Origin of the sequence: Bacillus sp. C28GYM-DRY-1 (assembly GCF_030519405.1) — a bacterium.
Lineage (GTDB): Bacteria > Bacillota > Bacilli > Bacillales > Bacillaceae > Bacillus > Bacillus spizizenii_A.
Window position 1 is genome coordinate 17,368 of the sequence record NZ_JAUMKF010000003.1, and the last position, 25,006, is coordinate 42,373.

19 protein-coding genes and 3 pseudogenes are annotated in these 25,006 nt (G+C 45.6%); 10 read left to right on the forward strand and 12 right to left on the reverse strand.

Translation table 11 applies throughout. The annotated features are described in order from the left end of the window. Positions 1-156: 156 nt before the first annotated feature. Positions 157-519 (reverse strand): YhjD family protein, encoded by a 363-nt coding sequence (locus Q3W56_RS03830; protein WP_302894564.1) that lies wholly within the window; start codon positions 517-519, stop codon positions 157-159. Between the two features lie 152 nt (positions 520-671). Here Q3W56_RS03830 and Q3W56_RS03835 point away from each other — a divergent pair, with 152 nt between their 5' ends. The 3 genes and pseudogenes from Q3W56_RS03835 (at position 672) to Q3W56_RS03845 (ending at position 2,407) form a co-directional block, all read left to right on the forward strand. Next, complete coding sequence (locus tag Q3W56_RS03835) at positions 672-1,295, forward strand: TVP38/TMEM64 family protein (RefSeq protein ID WP_032728123.1); 624 nt, start codon at positions 672-674, stop codon at positions 1,293-1,295. Between the two features lies 1 nt (position 1,296). Then, a complete protein-coding gene (lepB, locus tag Q3W56_RS03840; protein WP_019713876.1) occupies positions 1,297-1,803 on the forward strand; it encodes a signal peptidase I in 507 nt (168 codons plus the stop codon). A 210-nt stretch (positions 1,804-2,013) separates the two neighbouring features. Further along, positions 2,014-2,407, forward strand: a pseudogene (locus Q3W56_RS03845) (MarR family transcriptional regulator). Between the two features lie 223 nt (positions 2,408-2,630). Here Q3W56_RS03845 and Q3W56_RS03850 read toward each other — a convergent pair. The 3 genes and pseudogenes from Q3W56_RS03850 to Q3W56_RS03860 form a co-directional block, all read right to left on the reverse strand. Continuing rightward, positions 2,631-2,723 (reverse strand): annotated as a pseudogene (locus Q3W56_RS03850) (Gfo/Idh/MocA family protein); the annotation flags it as partial. A gap of 14 nt (positions 2,724-2,737) precedes the next feature. After that, the gene (ntdB, locus tag Q3W56_RS03855; RefSeq protein ID WP_302894565.1) at positions 2,738-3,586 is read right to left on the reverse strand and encodes a kanosamine-6-phosphate phosphatase; all 849 of its coding nucleotides are present in this window, start codon (positions 3,584-3,586) and stop codon (positions 2,738-2,740) included. A 116-nt stretch (positions 3,587-3,702) separates the two neighbouring features. Continuing rightward, positions 3,703-4,426 (reverse strand): annotated as a pseudogene (locus Q3W56_RS03860) (aminotransferase class I/II-fold pyridoxal phosphate-dependent enzyme); the annotation flags it as partial. Positions 4,427-4,531: 105 nt separating this feature from the next. Here Q3W56_RS03860 and ntdR point away from each other — a divergent pair. Further along, entirely contained in the window at positions 4,532-5,521 is a 990-nt protein-coding gene (gene ntdR / locus Q3W56_RS03865) for an NTD biosynthesis operon transcriptional regulator NtdR (RefSeq protein ID WP_302894566.1), read from the forward strand. A gap of 429 nt (positions 5,522-5,950) precedes the next feature. Here the strand turns inward: ntdR and Q3W56_RS03870 are convergent, their stop codons facing one another. Together Q3W56_RS03870 and Q3W56_RS03875 are read right to left on the reverse strand one after the other, a co-directional pair. Beyond that, on the reverse strand, positions 5,951-7,105 hold the full coding sequence (locus tag Q3W56_RS03870; RefSeq protein WP_302894567.1) for an AbrB family transcriptional regulator: 1,155 nt from the start codon (positions 7,103-7,105) through the stop codon (positions 5,951-5,953). Positions 7,106-7,211: 106 nt separating this feature from the next. Continuing rightward, on the reverse strand, positions 7,212-8,414 hold the full coding sequence (locus tag Q3W56_RS03875; RefSeq protein WP_302894568.1) for an MDR family MFS transporter: 1,203 nt from the start codon (positions 8,412-8,414) through the stop codon (positions 7,212-7,214). 113 nt (positions 8,415-8,527) lie between these two features. On the opposite strand from Q3W56_RS03875, the gene Q3W56_RS03880 reads away from it, so the two are divergent. After that, entirely contained in the window at positions 8,528-10,255 is a 1,728-nt protein-coding gene (locus tag Q3W56_RS03880) for an SgrR family transcriptional regulator (protein ID WP_302894569.1), read from the forward strand. A 36-nt stretch (positions 10,256-10,291) separates the two neighbouring features. On the opposite strand, the gene Q3W56_RS03885 is transcribed toward Q3W56_RS03880, so the two are convergent. Both Q3W56_RS03885 and Q3W56_RS03890 read right to left on the reverse strand, forming a co-directional pair. Next, positions 10,292-10,618 carry a four-helix bundle copper-binding protein gene (locus Q3W56_RS03885; RefSeq protein WP_302894570.1) on the reverse strand — a complete coding sequence of 109 codons (327 nt, stop codon included), beginning with the start codon at positions 10,616-10,618 and terminating at the stop codon, positions 10,292-10,294. A gap of 123 nt (positions 10,619-10,741) precedes the next feature. Then, entirely contained in the window at positions 10,742-11,179 is a 438-nt protein-coding gene (locus tag Q3W56_RS03890) for a ferritin family protein (RefSeq protein WP_302894571.1), read from the reverse strand. 183 nt (positions 11,180-11,362) lie between these two features. Here Q3W56_RS03890 and addB point away from each other — a divergent pair, with 183 nt between their 5' ends. The 5 genes from addB (at position 11,363) to hlpB (ending at position 23,506) form a co-directional block, all read left to right on the forward strand. After that, positions 11,363-14,863, forward strand: coding sequence for a helicase-exonuclease AddAB subunit AddB (addB, locus tag Q3W56_RS03895; RefSeq protein ID WP_302894572.1), 3,501 nt, complete (start codon positions 11,363-11,365; stop codon positions 14,861-14,863). Continuing rightward, positions 14,850-18,554 carry a helicase-exonuclease AddAB subunit AddA gene (addA, locus tag Q3W56_RS03900; protein WP_302894573.1) on the forward strand — a complete coding sequence of 1,235 codons (3,705 nt, stop codon included), beginning with the start codon at positions 14,850-14,852 and terminating at the stop codon, positions 18,552-18,554. The genes addB and addA overlap by 14 nt, the downstream gene beginning before the upstream one ends. Positions 18,555-18,625: 71 nt before the next feature. Next, positions 18,626-19,801 (forward strand): exonuclease subunit SbcD, encoded by a 1,176-nt coding sequence (gene sbcD, locus Q3W56_RS03905; RefSeq protein ID WP_302894574.1) that lies wholly within the window; start codon positions 18,626-18,628, stop codon positions 19,799-19,801. Next, positions 19,798-23,190, forward strand: coding sequence for an exonuclease subunit SbcC (gene sbcC / locus Q3W56_RS03910; protein ID WP_302894575.1), 3,393 nt, complete (start codon positions 19,798-19,800; stop codon positions 23,188-23,190). Before sbcD ends, sbcC begins: the two co-directional genes overlap by 4 nt. Before the next feature lie 13 nt (positions 23,191-23,203). After that, on the forward strand, positions 23,204-23,506 hold the full coding sequence (hlpB, locus tag Q3W56_RS03915) for an HNH nuclease-like protein HlpB (RefSeq protein ID WP_268398568.1): 303 nt from the start codon (positions 23,204-23,206) through the stop codon (positions 23,504-23,506). Between the two features lie 36 nt (positions 23,507-23,542). On the opposite strand, the gene Q3W56_RS03920 is transcribed toward hlpB, so the two are convergent. Genes Q3W56_RS03920 through gerPC form a run of 4 tightly spaced genes read right to left on the reverse strand, consistent with a single transcriptional unit; the run spans position 23,543 to position 24,984 of the window. Beyond that, positions 23,543-23,761 (reverse strand): spore germination protein, encoded by a 219-nt coding sequence (locus tag Q3W56_RS03920; RefSeq protein ID WP_010333667.1) that lies wholly within the window; start codon positions 23,759-23,761, stop codon positions 23,543-23,545. A gap of 31 nt (positions 23,762-23,792) precedes the next feature. After that, positions 23,793-24,194: a spore germination protein GerPE gene (locus Q3W56_RS03925; protein WP_032728126.1), complete on the reverse strand. Its 402-nt coding sequence runs from the start codon at positions 24,192-24,194 to the stop codon at positions 23,793-23,795. Next, positions 24,194-24,370: a spore germination protein GerPD gene (gene gerPD, locus Q3W56_RS03930; protein ID WP_014113307.1), complete on the reverse strand. Its 177-nt coding sequence runs from the start codon at positions 24,368-24,370 to the stop codon at positions 24,194-24,196. The genes Q3W56_RS03925 and gerPD overlap by 1 nt, the downstream gene beginning before the upstream one ends. Further along, entirely contained in the window at positions 24,367-24,984 is a 618-nt protein-coding gene (gene gerPC, locus Q3W56_RS03935; RefSeq protein WP_302894576.1) for a spore germination protein GerPC, read from the reverse strand. Before gerPC ends, gerPD begins: the two co-directional genes overlap by 4 nt. Positions 24,985-25,006 lie beyond the last annotated feature (22 nt).

A 25,006-nucleotide genomic window follows, 5' to 3' on the forward strand; every position in this document is an offset into this window, starting at 1 on the left:
TGGTGGCACATGTCACTATTTGGGGTGAAAGGTTGTGGTTCGAATTATAAATAAATTTATTTTGTTTGTATAGTGTGAATTGTCTGAAATTTATTGTTAAAATCGCCCGAAGTGGGAGCGGGCAGTATTGGGAGAGTTCAGAATGATTCAAAAGACTCATGGCCTGTCCGGTGCAAATAAATAGAATGTTAATAATTCGCTGACCTGCTCCCGGATGCGCGGGTTAAAATAGCGGTGCTTTTCTTCATAACCATCAAACACAAATACATAAAGCGTAAAAGCCTCATCGCGTTCCGCCTCGTGGATCGCAATTTTTCTTTTTCTCAGCTCTTTTCTGACCTCCATCAAATCCTTTTGTGCTATTTTTAATGATTCGCTGATAAGCTGTTTATAAGGATGCTTCAATTTTAATGGGCTTTGTTCAATTACGGCAAGATCACGATTGAAAATCGTAATGGCCATGGGCAAAAAGAGAGCCCGTTCAATTAAATCGTATATTTCCTCCTGCAGATTCGGCATGTTGACTCCTTCTTTCTCATAGGAACGTTTGTTCTATGTTTATTCTATATCGGCTGGTGAAATGTTTCAAGACAGAAAAAATCGCCAAAACTTTTTAGTTTTCTGCTGATAATGTGTAGAATAAGGATAGACAAACCCGGTAAGGAGTATAAATGTTGGAGCATTTTTTATCCTATTTTACACAAGAACATGTAACTGAATTCTTTCAAAGCTATAGGGCTTTCGGTCCGCTCATTGCTGTGCTGCTGCCTTTAGTTGAAGCATTTCTGCCGTTTTTGCCGCTGGTCGTATTTGTGGTGGCGAATACCAACTCATTTGGCCTGTGGGAAGGATTTATCTTGTCTTGGGCGGGATCAACTGCTGGATCTATTCTCGTGTTTTTGATTGTCCGTCAATACGGACAGAGAAGATTGCTTGGTTTTATCCGCAGTCACCCTTCGGTCAGAAAGCTGATGTTATGGGTGGAGAGGCACGGCTTTGGTCCTGTGTTTCTTCTGCTTTGTTTTCCGTTTACACCGTCAGCCGCGGTGAATGTTGTTGCCGGTTTGTCGAGGATCGGAACGCGGCCGTTTATTTTGGCGGCTGCCTCGGGGAAGCTTGTCATGATTTTTATGATCAGCTTCATCGGGTATGATCTGCACGCACTGATTACACAGCCGATTCGAACGGTCATTGCTGCATTGGTGATCATTATCCTATGGTATGTCGGCAAAAAGGTAGAGCGGTACCTGCATGTGAGAGCCAGTCAGCGTGAGCATGATGGAGGGAGGCAGTAACATGAAAAAACGGTTTTGGTTTCTTGCCGGTGTAGTGTCCGTCGTTCTCGCCATCCAGGTGAAAAATGCCGTCTTTATTGATTACAAGGTAGAGGGCGTCAGTATGAACCCGACCTTTCAGGAAGGAAACGAACTGCTGGTCAATAAATACTCACATCGATTTAAAACCATCCATCGTTTTGATATTGTCCTTTTTAAAGGCCCTGATCAAAAAGTGCTGATTAAGCGGGTAATCGGATTGCCCGGTGAATCGATCAAATATAAAGATGATCAGCTGTATGTGAACGGAAAGCAGGTTGCTGAACCATTTTTAAAGCATTTGAAATCTGTTTCTGCCGGAAGCCATGTAACGGGTGATTTTAGCTTGAAAGATGTGACGGGAACAAGCAAGGTGCCGAAAGGACAATATTTTGTCGTTGGAGATAATCGCATATACAGCTTCGACAGCCGGCACTTTGGTCCGATTAGAGAAAAAAAGATTGTCGGTGTAATTTCTGATGGTGAATAAAAAGACGTCAATTGAAACGGCGTCTTTTTTGTGCTGTTTGGAAACATGTGTTGAAGAAAATTTGTAAGCGACTATAATCATTATTGTTACACTTGTACAATAAATAGTTTGATTTTTGGTTTATTTGTTTTTCCTTATCCTGGTGTAGCTCAATTCGATTTATTCACCCGTAACAAAACGATATGACAATGAAAAAGGATGGTAAAACCGATAAACACAGACCATACGAAACGCAATCTTTTTGATTGAATGGTATGCGGAGCTTATTCATCAGCAGGAGAAATGGGAGGGACTTATAAAAGCCTTTTTATCTAATGATTGAAGAAGCTGGATGACGAGCACGGGAGTAAATCCCAATTGTATCGCGCATCAGCACAAAATTGCTCAGTGCAGGCTTCTTCATAGGACACAGCTCAGCGATAATAAAAAGGAGGTCTACTTCCGTTTGACGCAGGCCGGGAAAAAACTGCATGGGCTGCACAAATATTATCATCAGAAAGTCGAGCAGCGTTTTCTGTCATTTTATGACCGGTATACTGAAGAGGAAATTCTGTTTGCGGACCGGCTGTTTCGGGATTTGGTGGCAAAATGGTATCCGTCCTAAGAAGAAATGGAAGAGGGGTTTCACAACGTTTTTAAATAAAAAAACGCACTGAGGTTGCGTGTTTTTTTCACGTTTCTTCTTTCTTTTTCAAGATTGCCAGGTAAATCAAATTTCCTCCGGCTAAAATGATAAGCGGCAGTCCGGGGGAGCCGGATGTCACCACATTATAAACCAGCCAGATAGATTTCACAAAGCTTTCCGCATTTAGTTGATTTATGTCCTACACTCCTGCTAACGCTGCATTTTTAATTGTAGATATAGCAGTTGCGTGTGCTCTTGCAATTCCACCTGCACCTATAATACGGATCTTCTTCATACTCTATTTCCTCCTCATGATCCAATTAATTTTTTTAAGGTATTCATAATTCCTTTTGAGTACTCACTATCAGTGATCAGGTGGTGCAAGTTTTTGGCTTCTTCTGTTGCATTTTTTAGTAGAAATCCATTTCCTACTGCCTGTAACATACGAACATCATTTCCGCTATCTCCAAATGCGATAGCTTTTTCGGTATCTAGGTTGTATTTCTCTAGCATAAACTTTACAATTTCATTCTTTCCTGTTCCCATGGGTATAAAATCTACATCATAGCTGTCTTCTGGATCACCTGCTAAGGGATTGCAACGATTTATATTAACTGAAACTCCGTATTCCTCGCAGATCTTTTCGATTGCTAATAAATTTTTCTTGTCGTTTATTTCATCTTGTTCCTGATAATAAAAATTATGCTTATACCGTGACTTTCCTAATTGAGTTTGGGGATTCAAAAGAATGTTATGATTTTCATGTAACTGTTTCACAAGTATCTCAATCTTTTCTTTACTAAACTCTTCATTTATACGACTGTTCCACTCATTATCTTGCTGCCCGAAGTTATGCTCTGAAAAGTACGTAATTTCAGTTCCAAGATCACTAGCTATAAAATGCGGGAAATATCTAAATTTTCCTCGTCCCATTTTATCGAGAATAGATTCTATACTACTCCCAGTAACCCATCCGATTAGTAGTTTCCCATCTTTACTTTTTTGCTCTAGATAGTATTCGAGTTCATATATGTCTTGTTGTTTTTGTTCATCGATTGTATGCGGAAAATACGTTTCATCAAAATCACAAAAAACAATATATTTAGGATGTTCAACCTTGGGTAACGTTTTATACTCTGACTTCTTGCTTAATAACATGAAACAGTCCCTCCATTACTCTGTCTTGTTCTTCTAAAGTAAATGACGGATATAAAGGCAAATGCAGTACCTGGCTATGAGCCTTTTCTGTATGAACCATTACACCAAAATTCTGATGGATTAAAACTTAATGTAGTGATGTCTGCATGATTTCCTAAGTCTGTCAGTCCAATTCCTTGGCAAGCATTCTCAATGACTTTCAATTTGAAACGATTTGCTATTTGACGGATATGCTTCATATCTGAATGTTTTCCGTATAAATGCACAGGTAGAATAAACTTTGTATCAGGAGTTATTGCTTCCTCAATGTTGTTAGAATCGATGCAGAATGTTTGTGGGTTAATATCTACATAGATAGGTAGGATAGGAACGCCTCCCGAAGCTAACACAGCATTTTCAGTAGCTGAAAAGCTATTAGCTGGCATGATTACTTCATCCCCTCGGTTTGACTCTAAAGCCAATAATCTTATCATCATAGCATCCGTTCCATGATTGCAATAACATACCTTTTATGTAAATATGTAGATAAAACCTTTTCAAATTGCTTTAAATATCCTTAAATTTTCCATCCAGTTGGCAAAACTGTAGTTAATGTATGTAAGATATCATCCACTTCATCATTGGTTATTAATCTGTCTACAGGCATAAAAGGGACTTTACTGATTTCACAATGAAAAGGTCGTTTTCAATATCTGTATTTTCTTTTAATACTTGTCTCCATCGCTCGTTTACAATACTGTCTTCAATAACAAGTTCTTTTCCTTGTACGTCACCTTTTAAGTGTTTGAGGAGTAACATGTTTTCTTTACTTTTACCTGAAACCTTAACTTGTTTTTGCATGAACAGTACCTCCAATGATTTTATAATCTGGAAAATTTGATACAAATTTATCCTAATTTCTGAAACCGATAACATGTCAATCACTTTTTTTGAGGAAGGGAAAATATGCCTACAATTGATGAAATAGCAAAATTGTGCAATGTGTCTAAAACCACAGTCTCAAGAGTATTAAATAATCATCCTTATGTGTCGAAAGAAAAAAGAGATATGATCTTAGAGGCTATTAACGAACTTGACTACACTCCCAATTATTTAGCTCGGAATTTTAGGAGAAATAAGACACAAACGATCGCTTTATCGGTTCCGAGTATCGACCATCCGTTTTTTGCTCAATTAATAAAAGGGGTCTCTCATGAAGCGCTGTTTAAGAATTACAAGGTCATTGTATGTCAAACCTTTTATGACCAACAGACAGAGCTGGAACTATTAGAGTTATTGAAACACAAAGAAGTTGATGGCATTATTCTTGGAACTTTAGAAAATGAATGGGATAAGATATCCCCTTTCTTAAAGTATGGTCCTATCTTATTATGTAATGAATATCATCACTCGGCGGACATTACGATAATTGGGTATGATGAATTTGAAGCCGCATACATGGGGGTCGTACATTTAATTGAAAGAGGGCATAAAAAAATTGGATTTTGTTTTGATACTCCATATAGCGAAGCTCAATGTCAGAGGAAAGAGGGTTACTTGAAAGCTTTACAAGATTACAATTTACATCATAGAAACGAATGGATATTTGGAGAATTGTTTAATATCGAGGATGGCTTTCGTGTTTTTCATAAGATAAAGGATCTAAAGGACAGACCTTCAGCAATATTTACAGGAAATGATCAAGTCGCCGCAGGGATTATTAAACAGGCGATAAAAAATGGCTTTAAAGTTCCAGAAGACTTGGCTGTAATTGGTTTTGACAACCAATCGATTTGCCAAGTCGTTACTCCGACTATAACAACAATTGATACTCCCATAATAGAATTAGGTCAACAGGCTGTGTTGAAAATAATCGAGTCTATTTTGGATAACACTTCTTTAAATAGAAGAATTATTAAACTGCCAACAAAGCTTATTATAAGAGAATCAACGTAATTAAGATTTTCCCTGTAGTATTTTATATCTTTATATAAGAAAAAGAGGTTATTATATTTAACCTCTTTTTCAATCAGGAAGCTTGATTTTCTCATAAATGCTCCTATACCATAAACGTTAATTATTTCTTCTTCCTACTTAAATCTACCAGATTCTTCAATGCTCGTTGCCTAATGCTGTATCCGTTTTTACTTGTAATTCATTTGTGTCAGTAATCTCAATCAACACATCTCATACTTTCGAATAATCTTTTGTTGATCCAGTACTGTCTCGATTAACAACAAAAATTTTCTTTTGTGATTTAAAAGTTCTTGAACCCTTTTATTTATCTTGCCTGCCCCATTTTGAACTCTTCCATACTCTACAGAATAGTTTCATTCCTTCCCTTTTCTGCTTAAGTCCACAATGTGGGGTTGTTTGTTTTTCCAACTAGCCATTGCTGCCGCTTATCGAACTCTCTTTGCCTTTTTTTTCACCATGGAGATGGTGAAGTAAACGATAAAACGGCGGCAATAAGGCAATGACAAGGATGACGCGAATAACCTGAACCGCAACGACAAAGGTGGAGTCGGCATGCAAGGTAACGGACGTCGTCGCCATTTCTGCAATGCCGCCGGGCGCAAATGCCAGAACAGAAGTGATGAGCGAGATTCCTGTCAGCTTGGAAACGATCACGGCGCTCAAGAACATAGCCGCGATTAAACCGACGGACGAGACAAACCCGACAATGATAATGCGGCTGACGCCGGAAAACATGCTTTTGTACATCTTAGAGCCGATCGTGGCCCCGAGAAATACTTGCGATACATGGTTAGCCTGTGACGGCCACCAAGCCGTCATGTCGTGTCCCGTCACCGCAGCTCCGCCAACATGCACAAGTGCCACACCGAGCATACTGCCGAGCAGCCATGGAGCCGGAAATCTTAAATATTTTGCAGCTTTGCAAGCTCCCCAGGCAGCAAGAATAAGGACGGCGGTCCACAGAACGGGAGCGAGCCTAAAATCCGCCGTTGCTGAGGAAAGTGTTTCTGCTTCGGCACTAACAGAACGATCTTGTTTTGTATAGATCAGAATGACTAAAAACGGAATGGAAAGCACCACGAGCAGCACCCGCATCATTTGAACAAGGCTGACAATGGCAGTATTGGCGCCGACCTCCTGCGCGATGCTCGGCATAGCGGACAGCCCGCCGGGAGCCGTGCCGACAAAGCTTGTCATCATATCCGTTTTGCTGAAACGCCAGAGCACATATCCTGACAGCATGGCCAGCAGTATAGACAATATCAGCATAACGCCGACTGAAAACCAATGGTCTTTGAGGACAGAAAGAACGGATAAGTTCAGCTTTTGGCCCAATTCGATGCCGAGGATCATCTGCCCGAGGGCGAGCCAACGGCGGTTAATCCCTTTTTGGTCTGGCGCCATCATCAGCCATGCCGGCCGTATCATAGCGAGACAGCAGGCGGCAATCAGCGTTCCGATCATCCATCCAATCGATATTCCGGTTAATGAAAGAATAAACCCCCCGGCTGCACTGATTGTGATAAACCATAGATCTTTGAGGAGATTTTCGTCTTTCTTCAATACAAACCCTTCTTCCTTTTCAAGTAACGCTCCAATTGTTCACGTAGTGAATGTATGATTACTATAGTATATTTTCGTTGATAAAGAAATGATGAATTATTTTCTGTTAGCCATTCACTTTTCTTATGACTTTGTGTTCGAGCTTCTCTATTGTGTAAGTCAGGCATACACCTGCTGCCAGCAAACACACGGCAAGGACGTAAAAAATCACTTCCCCGCCAAACGATGTCAGGATTAGCCCTCCCGCCAGTGGTCCGATTGAGCGGGATATATCCCAATGCAGGCCGTATACCGCATAAAAACGGCCGAGCAAGTGAGGCGGTGCCAATTTCGAAATGAAAGTCTGGATGTGAGTTAGTCCGATGCTTTCACCAACTGTCATCACCGCTGCCGTCACTAAAAGCATTGTCAGGGAGGTTGAGCATGCAAAGCCTGCAGCCGCAAGTGAGTAGCAGATATAAGTAATGAAAAGGATTGTTTTCATTGAAAGCTTTTCGGTCCCTTTTACCAGAGGAACTTGGAGAACAAAGCTGAATAAAGCTTTTGCGGCCGAGTAGATGGTCAGCATGGATAGATAATCAGAAAACATGTTTTTGCTGAACAGCCTGTATGTTGTTTCTGTTTGCGCGTATAACATGCTGATGGGGAGAGAAAGCAGCAATAGAAGCAGTACAGGCCTGTATATCGTAAAGCTCTCGGACATTTCCGATGTTACAGCTGTCTTTAGCGGCTTTGTTTCTGGCAGTTTCAGTGCAGCGATCAGAAAGTAGATGAACAATGCCGCAGCATCTAAAGCAAATATCCACACGGGGTTGTGATTGTACAGCAGCATCCCCGCTAGCGGCCCTGCCGTCAGGCCCGCCGAATAGATCGCATTGATAACCGCAAACACTTCCGAACGTCTGCTTTCCGGCGTGCTTTCAGCGATCTGGGCGCGGGAAGCAGGTATGTACAACGATCTCCCGATGCCATTCATGACGTAGAGAATGGCAAAAACATACGCATGATTGGCAAATACAAATCCCGTCATAGCCGCTGATTGCAATAGCAATGCGATCAGAATCGCTGTGCGCCGCCCGAGCTGGTCCGTTACCCGTCCTGCAACGAGTGTCAGGCAAATATCAGCAAATGGCTGAAGGCTGATAATAAGCATCGGAATCATGACACTGCCGTTTAATTGTTCATGCAGGTACAGCACCATAAAAGGACCCATCATTGCACCTGTCAGGCTTGTCAGCATTTCGCCGATAAAGCGGAGCCAAACTGGAGCGGTATATCTCGATTTTATAGCTTGAAAAATGGCCAACATGTGATCGCCGCCTTTCGGTGTTTGATATAGTAGTAGTGTATAGAAGGGGCGGCGGCCCAAAAAGTGAAGACAATAAGAGAAAAAGATTCCCCTTTTGTTGGGAGGTGCGTAAATTGAAGCTGATTGAGCACTACGTGGCACTAGTAAAAACAGGACGTTTTGTATATGGACAAATGAACGAAATGGCGCTCACTGAAGTTGCTGACTGTTTATTTTGCACAGAAAGAAATGCAAAGCTTATATTACATAAGCTGGAGAACAAGAATTGGATCATACGGAAAAGCGGGGCAGGGCGCGGCCACAAATCCAAAATTGCGTTTCTCCGCCAGCCTGAGGAACTGCTTCTTCAAACTGCCAAGGAATATACAATGGCTGGAAAGCTTAAAAAGGCAAAGGAGCTGCTTCAGCAGTATCAGTCCGCGTTTCCGGGGCTTCAAACCGAATATGGTATGTGGTTTTCTGAGGTATTCGGTTTTGTGACAGAAACCGGCCGGGATGGAGAAAAGGATGTTCTCCGGCTGTTCATCACCCCTGAATCTGTCAGCAGTTTGGACCCGTGCCAAATATTTTTGCGGTCTGAGGGGCATTTCGTCAAGCAGATATTTGATACATTGCTCACGTTTGATCCGGCTGTGCAGGAGCCGAAGCCTCAATTGATTCATGGCTGGGAAGAGGACGGGAAAAAACGATGGAGATTTTATCTCCGAAAGGGTGTGTCTTTTCATAATGGACAGCCGCTGACAGCGCGGGATGTTGCGTTTACCTTTCAGCGCTTTTTGACACAAGCTGACAACCCTTATAAATGGCTGTTACACGGAGTGAAACAAGTCTTAGAAAATGGGCCTTATTGTGTGGAGATCATACTTGATAAGCCGAATGAGCTTTTGCCGTATGTTCTTTGTGATGAACGGCTGTCCATTCTGCCGGCGGAACAGGGAAGCGGGATCAATGGAACAGGGCCTTTTCGGGTGAATCAGCATTGCGGGCAGATGCTTGTGCTTGAAGCCAATGAGCGCTACTTCAAGGGACGGCCCTTTTTGGATCGCGTTGAGTTTGTCTTTTCTGAACAAGCCGGAGAGATGAACGGTTTTACCATTCAAGAAAAACAAACATTTTCTGAGCAGCAAACTGTTTTTGATGAGCGGCATGTTCAATATTTGTCACTCAATCTGAAAAAGAAGGGGCCTCTTCAGCACCGAAGCTTTAGAAAAGCGCTCCGCCTGCTGATTTCCTCTGAACGGCTCGTTCGTGAAGCGGGAGGGCACCGCAAAACCCCGGTTACGTCTTTTGTGCATCCGGGCCCTTTTGAGTGGGGAGGCGTTTCACCTTCTGAATTGCTGAAGCAGAGCGGCTATGAGGGAGAAACACTGGTGCTGTATACCTTTTCGGAAACGGATCATCGTGAGGATGCCGAGTGGATTCAAAATGTTTGCGCCCAACATGGCATCAGGCTTACACTTCAGTTCTGTGATTCTGCTGATCTGCGCCGGCACGAAACCGTGCAGATGGCGGATATTATTCATGACAGTGCGACGTTTTATCAAGACAGTGAGTTTGGTTTTTTGCATTTGCTGCTGTCGGAGAACAGTTTTTTGTGTCAGCATCTATCTGAAAAGCTGGAACAGATATGTTCAGGAATGACAGAACGCATATTTTCAATGTCTGACCGCTGTTCGAGAATCCATATGCTGCGGGACATTGACCGTCAGCTTATACAGGAGTTCAATGCGATTCCGCTGTATCAAAATGTGCTGCAGGTGACATCAAGTGAGAATGTGAAAGGCCTGATGCTTGATGAAGAGGGGTGGATTGATTTGTACTCCGTGTGGCTGTCCAAATAAAAAAAGAGGGTTCTATTATGGAACCCTCTCCGTCTTTTAAGACGCTGCCATGCTGCGGCATTGTTCAGCGCAGGCAAAGCAGGACTTCGCACATGCTTGGCAATGATCGTGATCATGCTTTTCACATTCAGTGCCGCACGCTTCACAAATATCGGCGCAAAGTGCGCAAATTTCTTTCATGAACGGGCTGTCCGTTTGCATGGCTTTGACTGCCAGCGTGCAAATATCTGCGCATTCCCTGTCAAGCCGGATGCAGCCGCTGAGATCGTGATGCGCGCTTTCCAGACATTTTGTAAAACAATAATTGCAAGCTTCCATACACTCGATGCAAGCCTCAATACAAGCTTCTAAATTTTGCTCCATGGTGGATTCCTCCTGTATGGCAGTGTATGGTTTTATGTTTCCCAGCTGCATTTGAAAAAAACAGGGAAGTGTGTTTTTGGGTAATGGATATGTACATTTATCCCTGAACGCTGAACGGGTATATTAACGTTCCATCAGATAGTATAGAAACCAGACGGCGTGATGCTGTTCATCCCGTGCGGCGCGCGTAAAGATGCCTTTTGCTTTTAAGTTTGAGGTTTCCTCGGCCGCACGCAAGTAAAAGTCGACTGTTTGTTGTTCATCTTTAAAAGCGGTATTCAGCCCTTTTGTGAAAGTGTCCGGGCATTCCTCCATCTGTTTCGGCATGATGTGTTTGCCGGTAATGGCACCGTACAATGTGGAAAATTCTCGGAGGTGGCGCATTTCATCACGCCTGATTTCTTCAATCTGCTTTCTGACTTCATCGCGGTGGGTAAGTACGGCAAGCTTGCGATAGCATTGAATTGCGCTGAATTCTGCGTTAATGGCCTTTTTCAGATTCAGAATTAAAACAGAATCTTTCCGGTATGGCGCTGGAAAAGGATAGTAGCTGTTCTGCAAAACGGTTCAACTCCATTCTTAGGAATTGGGCTTCTATAGAAGTATATGGAGGGCAGGAAGACATGTGCGGAGAAATTCAGCTTTTTATATGTGAAAAGGCCGTAATTACCAATAGATCATATTGGTCATTTTCGTCAACATTCGATAAAATATAGTGAGATAAAAAGAGAGGGGTCTTCTAAATTGGGAGCAGAGTTTTTAGTAGGCAGATCCGGGAGTGGAAAAACGAAGCTGATCATCGACAGCATTCAGGATGAACTGCGCCGGGCTCCATTCGGGAAACCGATCATTTTTCTAGTCCCGGATCAAATGACGTTTTTAATGGAATACGAGCTTGCTAAAACGCCTGATATGGGCGGAATGATACGTGCTCAAGTGTTCAGCTTTTCACGTTTGGCCTGGCGCGTCCTTCAGCATACGGGAGGAATGAGCAGGCCGTTTCTTACGAGCACAGGTGTTCAGATGCTCCTGCGGAAGCTCATTGAGGAGCATAAACAGGAGTTTAAAGTCTATCAAAAAGCAAGTGATAAAAGCGGATTTACCGCACAGGTTGAGCGGATGCTGACAGAGTTTAAGCGGTATTGTCTGGAACCGGAGGATATCCGCTGGATGGCGGAAAGCGGAACGGCTTCCGAGTATCGCGGAGAACGTGTTTTATCTGAAAAGCTCCATGACTTATCGATTCTGTATCAGCAATTGGAAAAAAGCCTTGCCGATCAATATCTTCACTCTGAGGATTATTTGACATTGCTGGCAGAGCATCTTCCGCTCGCGGACGATATAAAAGGCGCGCATATCTATGTGGACGGCTTTTATCAGTTTACGCCGCAGGAATTCAGGGTGTTGGAGCAGCTTATGGTTCATGCAGAACACATCACGTTTTCGCTGACAGCGGACAAGCCGTTTTATGAGCGGGAGCCGCATGAACTGGAATTGTTCAGAATGACGGGAAAAACGTATTACCGTCTGCATCAGAAGGCGAAGGAACTGAATTTAGACATTACCTATAAAGAGCTAAGCGGGACTGAACGGCATACGCAGACGCCGGAATTGGCACATCTAGAGGCACAGTATGAAGCACGCCCGGCCATCCCGTACGCAGAAAAACAAGAGGCCTTTACTGTGATGCAGGCCGCAAACAGACGAGCCGAACTGGAAGGCATTGCCCGGGAAATTCACACTCTTGTCAGAGAGAAGGGCTATCGCTATAAAGATGTAGCGATTCTTGCGCGCCAGCCGGAAGACTACAAGGATATGGTGAAGGAAGTTTTCGCAGATTACGAGATTCCTTATTTCATTGACGGAAAAGCATCTATGCTGAACCATCCGTTAATCGAATTTATCCGGTCGAGTATAGATGTTCTGAAAGGGAATTGGCGTTATGAAGCGGTGTTTCGCTGTGTGAAAACCGAACTGCTATTCCCGCTTAACGAGCCGAAGATTAAGGTAAGAGAACAGGTCGATCAGCTTGAAAATTACTGCATCGCCTACGGGATCAAAGGCGATCGCTGGACAAAGGGCGACCGTTTTCATTACAGACGTTTTGTCTCATTGGATGATGATTTTGTGCAGACCGATCAGGAAATCGAAATGGAAAACATGCTGAATGACACACGCGACTGGATTGTTCCGCCGCTTTTTCAGCTGCAAAAACGAATGAAAAAAGCAAAGACGGTTCAGGAGAAGGCGGAGGCGCTCTACCGCTATCTAGAAGAGACGGATGTACCGCTGAAGCTGGATCAGGAAAGACAGCGTGCTGAGGAAGACGGCAGAATCATTGAAGCGCAGCAGCATCAGCAGGCGTGGGATGCAGTCATTCAGCTTCTTGAGGAGTTTGTTGAAATGATGGGGGATGATGAGATTTCTCTTGACTTGTTTCAGCAAATGATGGAAGCCGGCGCGGAGTCGCTTTCATTTTCTCTAATTCCGCCTGCGCTTGATCAGGTGTTTGTCGGCAATATGGATTTATCCAGAATGTACGGCACCTCTTGCACCTTTGTGCTGGGGGCAAACGATGGCGTTCTGCCGGCACGCCCTGATGAAAATGGGGTGCTGTCGGACGATGACAGGGAATGGCTGAAAGCAATTGGAATTGAGCTTTCCTCAGGCGGACGGGAGCGTTTGCTTGATGAGCATTTCCTCATCTATATGGCGTTTTCCAGTCCGTCTGACCGGCTTTACGTATCGTATCCGATTGCCGATGCGGAAGGAAAAACGCTTTTGCCATCGATTGTCATTAAACGGCTGGAAGAACTGTTTCCTCAGCATAAGGAGCGGCTGTTGACAAATGAACCTGAACAGGTCAGCGATGAGGAACAGCTGATGTATGTCGTCAATAAGAGCGTGGCACAGTCCTTTACCGCGAGCCAGCTCAGATTATGGACTCGGGAATACGATATCAGCGACGTCTGGTGGAGCACGTACAATGTGCTGATGAGTGAGCCGGACAAGCTGCAATCGAAAAAGCTGTTCTCAAGCCTGTTTTTCCGGAATGAAGTGAAGCAGCTTGAACGCAGCGTATCGAGACAGCTCTACGGTGAACGCATTCAAGGCAGTGTATCGAGAATGGAAACCTTTAACGCATGCCCGTTCTCCCATTTCGCATCACATGGGCTGCATCTAAAGGAACGGCAATTTTTCAAGCTGGAAGCACCGGATATCGGCCAGTTGTTTCATTCCAGCTTAAAGCTGATTTCAGACCGGCTGCGCGAGCAAAAAATGGATTGGCGCGATTTAACGAAAGAGCAGTGCGAACTGTTTTCCTATGATGCGGTAGAGCGGCTGGCGCCGAAACTGCAAAAGGAAATTTTACTCAGCTCAAACCGGCATTATTATGTGAAGGAAAAACTGCAAAAAATTGTGACACGTGTGTCTGGTATTTTAAGCGAACATGCGAAAGCGAGCGGGTTTGTGCCTATCGGGCTTGAACTGGGATTTGGAGGAAAAGGGCCGCTTCCGCCGCTGACCTTTAAGCTGAAAAACGGCTGCACGATGGAACTTGTCGGGCGAATTGACCGTGTTGATAAAGCAGAAAGCTCAAAAGGCCTGCTTCTAAGGATTGTCGATTATAAATCTAGCGACAAAGGCCTTGACTTAGCGGAAGTTTATTACGGACTGGCGCTGCAAATGCTGACGTACCTTGATTTATCGATTACTCATTCAGCCGACTGGCTCGGAATGAGGGCGACGCCGGCAGGAGTGCTGTATTTCCATATTCATGACCCGATGATTCAATCTAATCTCCCACTTGGGCTTGACGAGATTGAACAGGAGATCTTTAAGAAATTTAAAATGAAGGGCCTGCTCCTCGGTGATCAGGAAGCGGTTCGCCTTATGGATACAACCCTCCAAGAGGGACGGTCAAATATTATCAATGCGGGTTTGAAAAAAGATGGCTCTCTAAGATCGGACTCAGCAGCAGTCGGCGAAAAGGAATTTGAGTTGTTGACGAAACATGTGCGCCGCACCTTCCGAGAAGCAGGCGAACAAATCACCGACGGACGCGTATCGATTGAGCCCTATAAAATGAAGAACAAGACGCCGTGCACATATTGTGCGTTCAAATCAGTATGCCAATTTGATGAATCATTAGAAGAGAACGAGTATCGCCCGTTAAAGGCTGAAAAGGATAAGACGATACTTGAGTGGATAAAAAAGGAGGCGGATGGCAATGAACATTCCTAAACCGGCAGACAGCACATGGACAGATGACCAATGGAATGCCATTGTCTCAACCGGCCAGGATATTCTCGTAGCAGCGGCGGCGGGCTCCGGAAAAACCGCTGTGCTTGTTGAACGAATGATCCGGAAAATCACCGCGGAAGACAACCCGATTGATGTAGACCGGCTTCTCGTTGTGACATTTACAAACGCCTCAGCGGCAGAGATGAAACACCGGATCGCTGATGCCCTGGAAAAAGAGCTTGTAAAACGTCCTGGCTCGCTGCATATCAGACGCCAGCTGTCTCTTTTAAACCGGGCCAGTATTTCGACACTCCACTCCTTTTGCCTGCAGGTGCTGAAGAAATATTACTACTTGATTGATCTTGATCCGGGCTTTCGGATTGCTGATCAGACAGAAGGCGAGTTACTTGGGGATGAGGTGCTGGACGAGCTGTTTGAAGACGAATATGCAAAGGGCGAAAAGGCGTTTTTTGAGCTTGTTGACCGCTACACGACAGATCGGCACGATCTGGATCTGCAATTTCTCGTCAAACAGGTGTACGAGTATTCCCGTTCCCACCCAAACCCGGAGGCATGGCTGGAAAGCTTTGTTCATTTGTATGATGTTTCGGAAAAGAGCGCCATAGAGGAGCTTCCGTTTTATCAATATGTCAAAGAGGATATTGCGATGGTGCTTAACGGAGCGAAGGAAAAGCTTCAGCGCGCGCTTGAATTGACGAAAGTGCCGGGCGGTCCCGCTCCGCGCGCTGACAATTTTCTTGATGATCTTGCGCAGATTGATGAACTGATTCAGCATCAGGGTGATTTCAGCGAGCTTTATAAGCGGGTGCCCGCAGTCTCTTTTAAGCGCGCGAAAGCAGTAAAAGGGGACGAGTTTGATCCTGCACTCCTTGAAGAAGTGACAGATTTGAGAAACGGTGCAAAAAAACTGCTTGAAAAGCTTAAAGCCGACTACTTCACGAGAAGTCCTGAACAGCATTTGAAAAGCTTGGCCGACATAAAACCTGTCATTGAAACGCTCATACAGCTTGTCATCAGCTATGGAAAACGGTTCGAAGCCGCGAAGCAGGAAAAATCAATCATTGATTTTTCTGATTTGGAGCATTACTGTTTATCCATTTTGACAGCCGAGAATGAAACAGGTGATCGCGAGCCGAGCGAGGCAGCAAGATTTTATCAAGAGCAGTTTCATGAGGTGCTCGTTGACGAATATCAGGATACCAACCTAGTGCAGGAATCGATCCTGCAGCTCGTCACAAGCGGACCGGAGGAAACAGGCAACCTGTTTATGGTAGGAGATGTCAAACAGTCAATTTATCGATTTAGGCTTGCGGAGCCGCTTCTTTTCCTTTCCAAATACAAACGGTTTACAGAGAGCGGAGAAGGCACGGGACGGAAAATTGACTTGAATAAAAATTTCCGGAGCCGGGCTGATATTTTAGATAGCACAAACTTTTTATTTAAACAGCTGATGGGCGGCAAGATTGGTGAGGTTGATTATGACGAACAAGCTGAGCTAAAACTTGGTGCGGCGTATCCGGACAATGCTGAGACAAAAACGGAGCTGCTGCTGATCGACAACGCAGAAGAGACGGATGCAGGCGATGAAGCAGAAGAGCTGGAAACGGTGCAGTTCGAGGCGAAAGCGATCGCTAGGGAAATTCGCAAGCTGATTTCATCGCCATTTAAGGTGTATGACGGAAAAACAAAAACACACCGCAATATTCAATATCGCGATATCGTGATTTTGCTCCGCTCCATGCCGTGGGCGCCGCAAATCATGGAGGAGCTGAGGGCTCAGGGCATACCGGTTTACGCCAATTTAACGTCAGGCTATTTTGAAGCGGTCGAAGTTGCCGTCGCGCTTTCTGTGCTGAAGGTAATCGATAACCCGTATCAGGATATACCGCTTGCCTCTGTTCTCCGCTCACCGATTGTCGGAGCAGATGAAAACGAGCTGTCTTTGATCCGGCTTGAAAATAAAAAAGCGCCGTACTATGAAGCAATGAAGGACTATTTGGCTGCCGGCGACCGCAACGACGAGCTTTATCAAAAGCTGGAAACGTTCTACGGACATCTTCAAAAATGGCGCGCGTTTTCAAAAAACCACTCAGTATCTGAGCTGATTTGGGAAGTGTACCGCGACACGAAATACATGGATTATGTCGGCGGGATGCCGGGCGGAAAACAGCGCCAGGCCAATTTGCGTGTTTTCTATGATCGGGCGCGCCAATATGAATCGACGGCATTTCGCGGCCTGTTCCGTTTCCTGCGGTTTATCGAACGCATGCAGGAGCGGGGCGATGATCTTGGAACGGCGCGAGCGCTCAGCGAGCAGGAGGATGTTGTCCGCTTAATGACGATCCACAGCAGTAAAGGGCTCGAATTTCCCGTCGTGTTTGCAGCAGGTCTCGGCCGGAATTTTAACATGATGGACTTGAACAAATCGTACCTGCTGGACAAGGAGCTTGGGTTCGGCACGAAGTATATTCATCCGCAATGGCGCATCAGCTACCCGACGCTGCCGCTCATTGCGATGAAGAAAAAAATGCGCAGGGAGCTGCTGTCAGAGGAATTGCGTGTCCTCTATGTTGCATTAACGAGAGCGAAAGAAAAACTGTTTCTGATTGGCTCGTGCAAGGATCATCAAAAACAGCTCGCAAAATGGCAGGCATCCGCGCCCCAAACTGACTGGCTTCTTCCGGAATTTGGCCGTTATCAGGCAAAAACGTATTTAGATTTCATCGGACCGGCTCTTGCCAGACACAGAGATATGGAGGTTTTGGCTGAAAACGGTGCGGCAACGCATGCTGATATATCAGGACATCCAGCTCGTTTTGCCGTTCGAATGATTCATTCTTATGATTTGCTGGATGATGATTTGGAAGAAAGAACGGAAGAAAAAAGTGAGCGCTTAGAAGCAATCCGCAAAGGTGAACCAGTTCCCGGATCGTTTGCATTTGATGAAAAAGCCCGCGAGCAGCTGAGCTGGACATATCCGCATCATGAGGTCACGCAAATTCGGACAAAGCAGTCGGTTTCCGAGATCAAGAGAAAAAGAGAGTACGAGGATGAATACAGCGGCCGGGCCCCCGTTAAACCTTCTGACGGAAGCATCCTGTACAGGCGTCCCGCTTTCATGATGAAAAAAGGCCTGACTGCGGCGGAGAAAGGGACGGCCATGCATACGGTTATGCAGCATATCCCGCTTACACATATCCCAACGATAGAAGAAGCGGAGCAAACGGTTCACAAGCTTTATGAAAAAGAACTGCTCACTGAAGAACAAAAAACCGCTATTGATATTGAAGAAATCGTGCGATTTTTCCATACTGAAATCGGCGGACAGCTGATCGCCGCTACATGGAAGGATCGGGAAGTGCCATTTAGTTTAGCGCTTCCGGCCAAGGAGATCTATGCTGATGCAAAGGAGGCGGATGAACCGCTTTTGGTGCAGGGAATCATCGACTGTCTCTATGAAACTGAGGACGGCTTATATCTCTTGGACTATAAATCAGACCGGATTGAGGGCAAATTCCAACACGGATTTGAAGGAGCGGCCCCGATCTTGAAGAAACGATATGAAACGCAAATTCAGCTGTACACAAAGGCAGTTGAGCAAATTGCAAAAACAAAGATAAAGGGATGTGCGCTTTATTTCTTTGACGGAGGGCACATTCTGACATTATAGCGAGATCCGTAAGCTCCGGGAATTCAGACGGAGCGGATCTCGTTTTCTATACAAAAAAGAGGTGAAAGCATTTGCGGATTTTACATACGGCTGACTGGCATCTTGGAAAAACGCTAGAAGGAAGAAGCAGGCTGAGTGAACAGGCCGATGTGCTTGATGAATTGAATACGATTGTAAAGGAAGAGCAGATCGATGCCATTGTAATGGCAGGGGACGCGTTTGACACTGTGAACCCGCCGGCTTTAGCCGAGCAGCTGTTTTATGAGAGCTTGTCTGCGCTTAGTGACAGAGGAAAGCGCCCAATTGTTGTCATTGCCGGAAACCATGATAACCCTGACCGTTTGTCCGCTGCTTCACCGCTGACACATGAAAACGGCATTTATTTAATTGGCTATCCGACAACAGAACCGCTTCATATTGAAGTGCCTTCAGCAGGGGAGCTTTTGGCTGTCGGAGCGCTGGCGTACCCATCTGAAGCGCGGTTAAATGAAGTGCTCTCCGATACATTTGATGAAAAGCTGCTCCGTGATCATTATGACGTGAAAATCAGGCAGGCGTTTGAGCATATGACAAGCCGGTTCCGCAAGGATGCAGTGAAGGTTGCCGCCAGCCATATCTATGTGGCAGGCGGCAACCAAACGGATTCTGAGCGGCCGATTGAAGTCGGCGGCGCTTATACGGTAGCTGCTGAAAGCCTGCCGCCGGATGCAGCTTATGTGGCGCTCGGCCATTTGCATCGTCCGCAAACGATCAAGCGGGCGCGGACGCTTGCGCGTTATTCGGGCTCTCCGCTCGCCTATAGCTTTTCTGAATCGGGCTACGCCAAATCAGTGACGATCGTGGATGCTAAGCCGGGGGAAGAGGCCTCTTGGCGTGAGGTATTATTATCAAGCGGCAAGCCACTTGTGAAGTGGAAAGCCGCAAATGGCTTAAGCGAGGTGTACAGCTGGCTGGATGAAGGCAGGGATCAGAATGCCTGGATTGATCTAGAAATCCGTGTCTCGGACCAGCTGTCACTTGAAGAAATTCACAGGCTGCGAAAGGCGCACCCGGGCTTTATCCATATCAGGCCGGTTTTCGAAGAACAGCATAACGACCGGGAACGGATCGAGGTCAAGCATGTGTCGATCGAAAACCGCTTTAAGAAGTTTTATGAAAAACAAACGGGCGGCGCGGTGCCGGATGAAGAAATGGTGAAGCTGTTTTTAGAGCTTGCATCAGGCGTTGAAGAGGAGGATGCGAAATGAAGCCGATCGCCTTAAGCATTAAGGGGCTCCACAGCTTTAGAGAGGAGCAGACGATAGATTTTGAAGGGCTTTCCGGTGCCGGTGTTTTCGGCATTTTCGGCCCGACAGGAAGCGGTAAATCCTCTATCCTCGACGCAATGACGCTTGCTTTATACGGAAAGGTGGAGCGGGCGGCGAATAATACGCACGGGATTTTAAACCATGCGGAAGATACGCTGTCTGTTTCCTTTACCTTTGCGCTTCAGACAAATCATCAAATCTCTTATAAAGTAGAGCGCGTCTTTAAGCGAACGGATGAAATGAAGGTGAAAACGGCACTTTGCCGTTTCATCGAAATCAGGGACGAGCAGACAGTGCTGGCGGATAAAGCCAGCGAAGTGAATAAAAGAGTGGAGGAGCTCTTGGGGCTGACGATCGACGACTTTACGAGAGCGGTGGTCCTGCCGCAAGGAAAATTTGCTGAATTTCTGTCTTTAAAAGGGGCGGAGCGCAGGCATATGCTTCAGCGTTTATTTCATTTGGAGCAGTATGGAGACCGGCTTGTGAAAAAGCTGAGACGGCAGGCGCAGGAAGCCTATGCGAGAAAAAATGAAATGCTTGCTGAACAATCCGGTCTCGGTGAGGCGAGTTCAGAAGCGGTTGAGCAGGCGGAAAAAGCTCTCGAACAAGCTGAAGCCCGGCTGGAAACGATGAAGAAGAATCGTGATCAGGCAAAAGAGCGGTTTACGGAGCACCAGGAGATTTGGAATGTCCAGAAGGAAAAAGCCGCTTATCAGGAAGAGAAAAAACGTCTCGAAGAAAAACAGCCGCACGTAGACAGCATGCAAAGGCGTCTGCTGGAAGCCGAAACAGCCGCCGCTCTTAAGCCTTATGCTGATCGGTACGCTGAAGCGATACTGCATACGGAAAAAGCTGAAAAGGAACATACGCTTGCCCAAAAGGATTTAGCAGACCGGACCGCTTTCTTTCAACAAAAACATGAAGAGTATGAAGCGTGGCGCCGGCATAAAAGCGAGAAAGAGCCTGAGCTCTTAACAGAGCAGGAACAGCTTTCCCGCTTGCAGCAGATCGAAATCAAACTGAGAGAGGCCAAGCAAGAGGAAGAGCGCAAAAAAGCTGAACTCCAGCAGAAAGAAGAGGCTCTTCAATCTGTAATGAATGAATTGGAGACGGTAACAGACCGTCTGACACGAGGGCAAAACAGACAGACGGAATTGAAGGAGCAGCTCAAATCCCTGCAAGTGACATCCGATGAGCGAAAAAGCTGCCAGCAGGCCGCAGAAATGGCATTGCGCATCAGACAGATTGAAGAGCAAATTATAAAAGAGAAAAAACGAAGTGACGCATTGAACCTCGTGCTTCAGAAGATGAATGAGGAGAAGGGTACACTCGTTCAAAAGACGGAAGCGGAAAAAAGCAACATTATTCAGGCATATGAGGCTGTACAAACCGTGTACCATATGGTGTGTGAGACGGAACGTTCATTAACACGTATGACTGAGCAGGTTAAAAAGAGACAGCAAACGCTTCACTCGCAGCGTGAAAAAGCAAGAATGGCGCTGCTCACAAAAGAGTTAGCCGAAAAGCTGACCGCCGGAAAGCCCTGCCCGGTCTGCGGTTCAACCCATCATGATTCGTCTGCCTCAGTACATGAAACATATGAGCTCGACAGCAATCTTGAAGAGAATATCAAACAGACAGATGTGTTATTGACGGAAGCGGCAGTTCTCAGCCAGGAGATTTTTTCAGCCAAAATCACGCTTGAAGAACAGTCCGCGCGCTTTATTGAACAGTGTCCGTTTTTGCAAGCAATTCAAGCACCGAATCTTGAAGCGGCAGCTTCCTACGAGAACCAGCCAATGCATGAGGCATTCGATACAGCCACAATTGAATGGAAGCGAGTCAGACAGGATATTCTTTCTGTTAAAACACGAATGACACAAGTGATCAGCGCCTACCAGGAGTCTTTAAAAAAAGCCGATCAGCTTAATGAAAAAATCGGTTTTGAAAAAAGAGAGGCTGACCGGATTGACAGCAACATCGCCGAGCTTCAGTCCTCGATGGACAGCCGCCTGGAAATGTTTAAAGAAGCGTTTCGGGATCAGTCTGTGGATGAAGCGGAAAAATGGCAGCAAGCCATTGAAGAAAAGGACCGGGCTGCAGAAGAATGTGAAAAACGGATTGAGAAGAGCATCGCGTTTCTTGCTGAGCATGAAGCACAAAAGGAAAAGCTGCGGGAATCGGGACACCAGCTCGAACGGGAAAAGCTGGAGCTTCATTATGCGGCTGAACGCATGAAGAGCGTGATGGCTGATTATGAGCAAGAGCTCGGAGATTACGCAAAAGGAGATTCGATCCAAATCAAACTCCGCTCTGTCCTTCAGGATTTAAAGCTGTTAAAGGAAAAAGAGCAGTCTCTGTATGATGAACTGCAAAGCGCCCAATCGATGCTCAATCAGGCGAAAAGCCGCGCTTCAGCAAGTGAGTTCACGCTTAAAGAGGCGAAGGACAGATTGGAAAAAGCGGAAGTTGCTTGGCTTGAGCATGCGAAAGGCACCCGTTTTACCCGGACTGAAGAGGTGGAACGAAGTCTTGTCCCAGCTGATAAACTTGAAAAGATGAAAGAGGATATAGATCAGTTTAAGGATAAACTGAAGCAAAATGCTGCAAACTTAGAACGAGTTGCAGAAATACTTGCCGGCAGAGCCTTATCAGAGAGCGAATGGAGAGCAACCGTTACGGCATTACAAGAAGCTGAGGATGCATTTGGCGCTGCTATAGAGGAAAAAGGCGCAGCAGCGAAAGCGCTGGCCGTCATCCGCGATCAGCATAAACGGTTTAACGAAATTGAAGCCGAACTGAAGAAATGGCAGACGCATATCGACAGGCTGGACAAGCTGCAAGCTGTGTTTAAAGGCAATACCTTCGTGGAATTTTTAGCAGAAGAGCAGCTTGAAAGCGTTGCGCGGGACGCATCAGCAAGACTCGGCATGCTGACGAGACAGCGCTATGCCATTGAAGTGGATTCAGAAGGCGGATTCGTGATGCGGGATGACGCGAATGGAGGCGTCAAACGTCCGGTTTCCAGCTTATCTGGGGGAGAGACCTTCCTCACCTCACTTTCGCTTGCTCTAGCGCTGTCTGCGCAGATCCAGCTTCGCGGAGAATACCCGCTCCAGTTCTTTTTCTTAGATGAAGGGTTCGGTACCCTGGATCAAGATCTGCTTGATACGGTTGTGACAGCCTTGGAAAAACTGCAGTCAGACAATCTGTCTGTCGGTGTCATCAGCCATGTGCAGGAACTGCGGGCCCGGCTTCCGAAAAAGCTGATCGTCCATCCGGCTGAACCGAGCGGCCGCGGAACACGGATATCACTTGAGTTGATGTAAGGGAGGAGAGGATATGGCAAAGCAGATCGCCGGGATATGTGAGCTGTGCGGCCGGAGCGATGTCCAGCTGACAGAGCACCATCTCACACCGAAAGAGGAAGGCGGAACGTTTCTGCCGACAGCGATGCTCTGTATTCCTTGCCATAAACAGATTCATGCCTTATATACCAATCAAGAGCTTGCCGTCCGCTTAAACGGAATAGATGAACTCCGAAGCGATCCACAGCTTGCCCGGTTTGTCAAATGGATCAGAAAACAGCCGCCTGAGAAGCTGATCAAAACAAAGAAATCAAATGAACGAAAAAAGAAAAAATGACTAAAAAGCAGCCCTCTCTTTGCAGAGTGGCTGCTTTTATCCGTTTCCAACCATATCCTGATCACTGACATCGGGGTCTATATAATTTGTCGCGTTGACTGCGTTGTTTAATAGAAGGAAATCTCCCGTGTTGCCTGCTCCCGAACCGAGCGCAGATTTTGAAGAGCTTTTCGGAGAAAGGTAAAAGGAATCACCAAAGTTTACGACTCCGCCCGATATGGAATTGATAGCTATAGGCCCGACAATTGCTGGCATAAACGACACCCTTTATCGAAGTCTCTGTTTATTATATGCTCTTGTCTGGCGATTGTGAGCGCGGAGACTGAATCTGCCGGATATGTTTAATGCGCGCGTCGCCGCGTACGGCCGAAGCTGAGCCCGCATGAAAAACTGAAGAGGATGAGACCCCTTGAATTTTGATATTGCGTACATGAATAACCGGCACTTCGTGGCAAAATGCGCTTTGTACACCTGTTTCGGGAAGCGGCTTCACTGCCTGCTGCTGAAAGATCTGGTATTCCTTTCTGTTAAATGAGCCTTCATTATGGTAAAACGTGGACAGTGAGCGCTGAACAGAAAATACTTTTACACTCATATCGATTTCGTTTGTGTCGCCAACTTGAAACACACTTGCTATTCCCAGTGAGTTAATGTTAAGCAATCTGATCCGGGATATACGCTTAAACATTATTCTGACGGCAGAGGAGCGAACGGCCCGATAATAAGAGATTCTGGCGGAGTATCAAAAATAGAAGACAGATAGATAGATTCAGTGTCTCCGATGTGGAAAACAGAAGAGCTGGAAACACCATTCATCCGGATATCCCCGACTTCCAGGTTGCGGTTGATGACTGTAAAGATCATGCTTGCTCATCTCCTTTCATTTCGGATGGGATATGTTCCAGAAAATGTTCTACAGCACGGATCACGTCACGTTTCACATGCTCAGCGATATGTTCCGCATATTGTTTAGGCGGTGTATGTTCTTCTTTTTTGATATGGGACATATAATAGTGAATTCGGCTGTCCATTTGTTTTCTGATGTCTTCAATGACATGATGCTTGTTTGTAACGTCAAGCCTGCTGTTATATTGGTTTTCAAGCTGCTCCAAAACTTCTGGGATTTCCTCAGTTAAGTACATGTCAACATTCTGGCGGATCTGCTGCATGAGCTGAGCGCTCTCTTCCTGCTGCATCATCCCGATTTCAGGTGCTGTTTGGCTGACGTCAAAATTTTGGACGCTGTTTGGGTCTGTCGGATTTAAGCCGATATTCAAAGTCCCGTCCAGCCTTTCGATTTTCAGCTGATCAAATTTATACTCCACACGCTCAATGGTAGTGGCCGGCCGCTGTTTCATCGTATTCATTTCAGTTTGAATCTCTTTCAGCTGACGTTCGAGCTGCTGTATATGAAGCGCCTGCTGCTGAACGAAGGAATTCAAGTTTTGCAAGTAAGAGGAAACAGATTGATCATACATGTCTTTCACCTCTTTCATATGA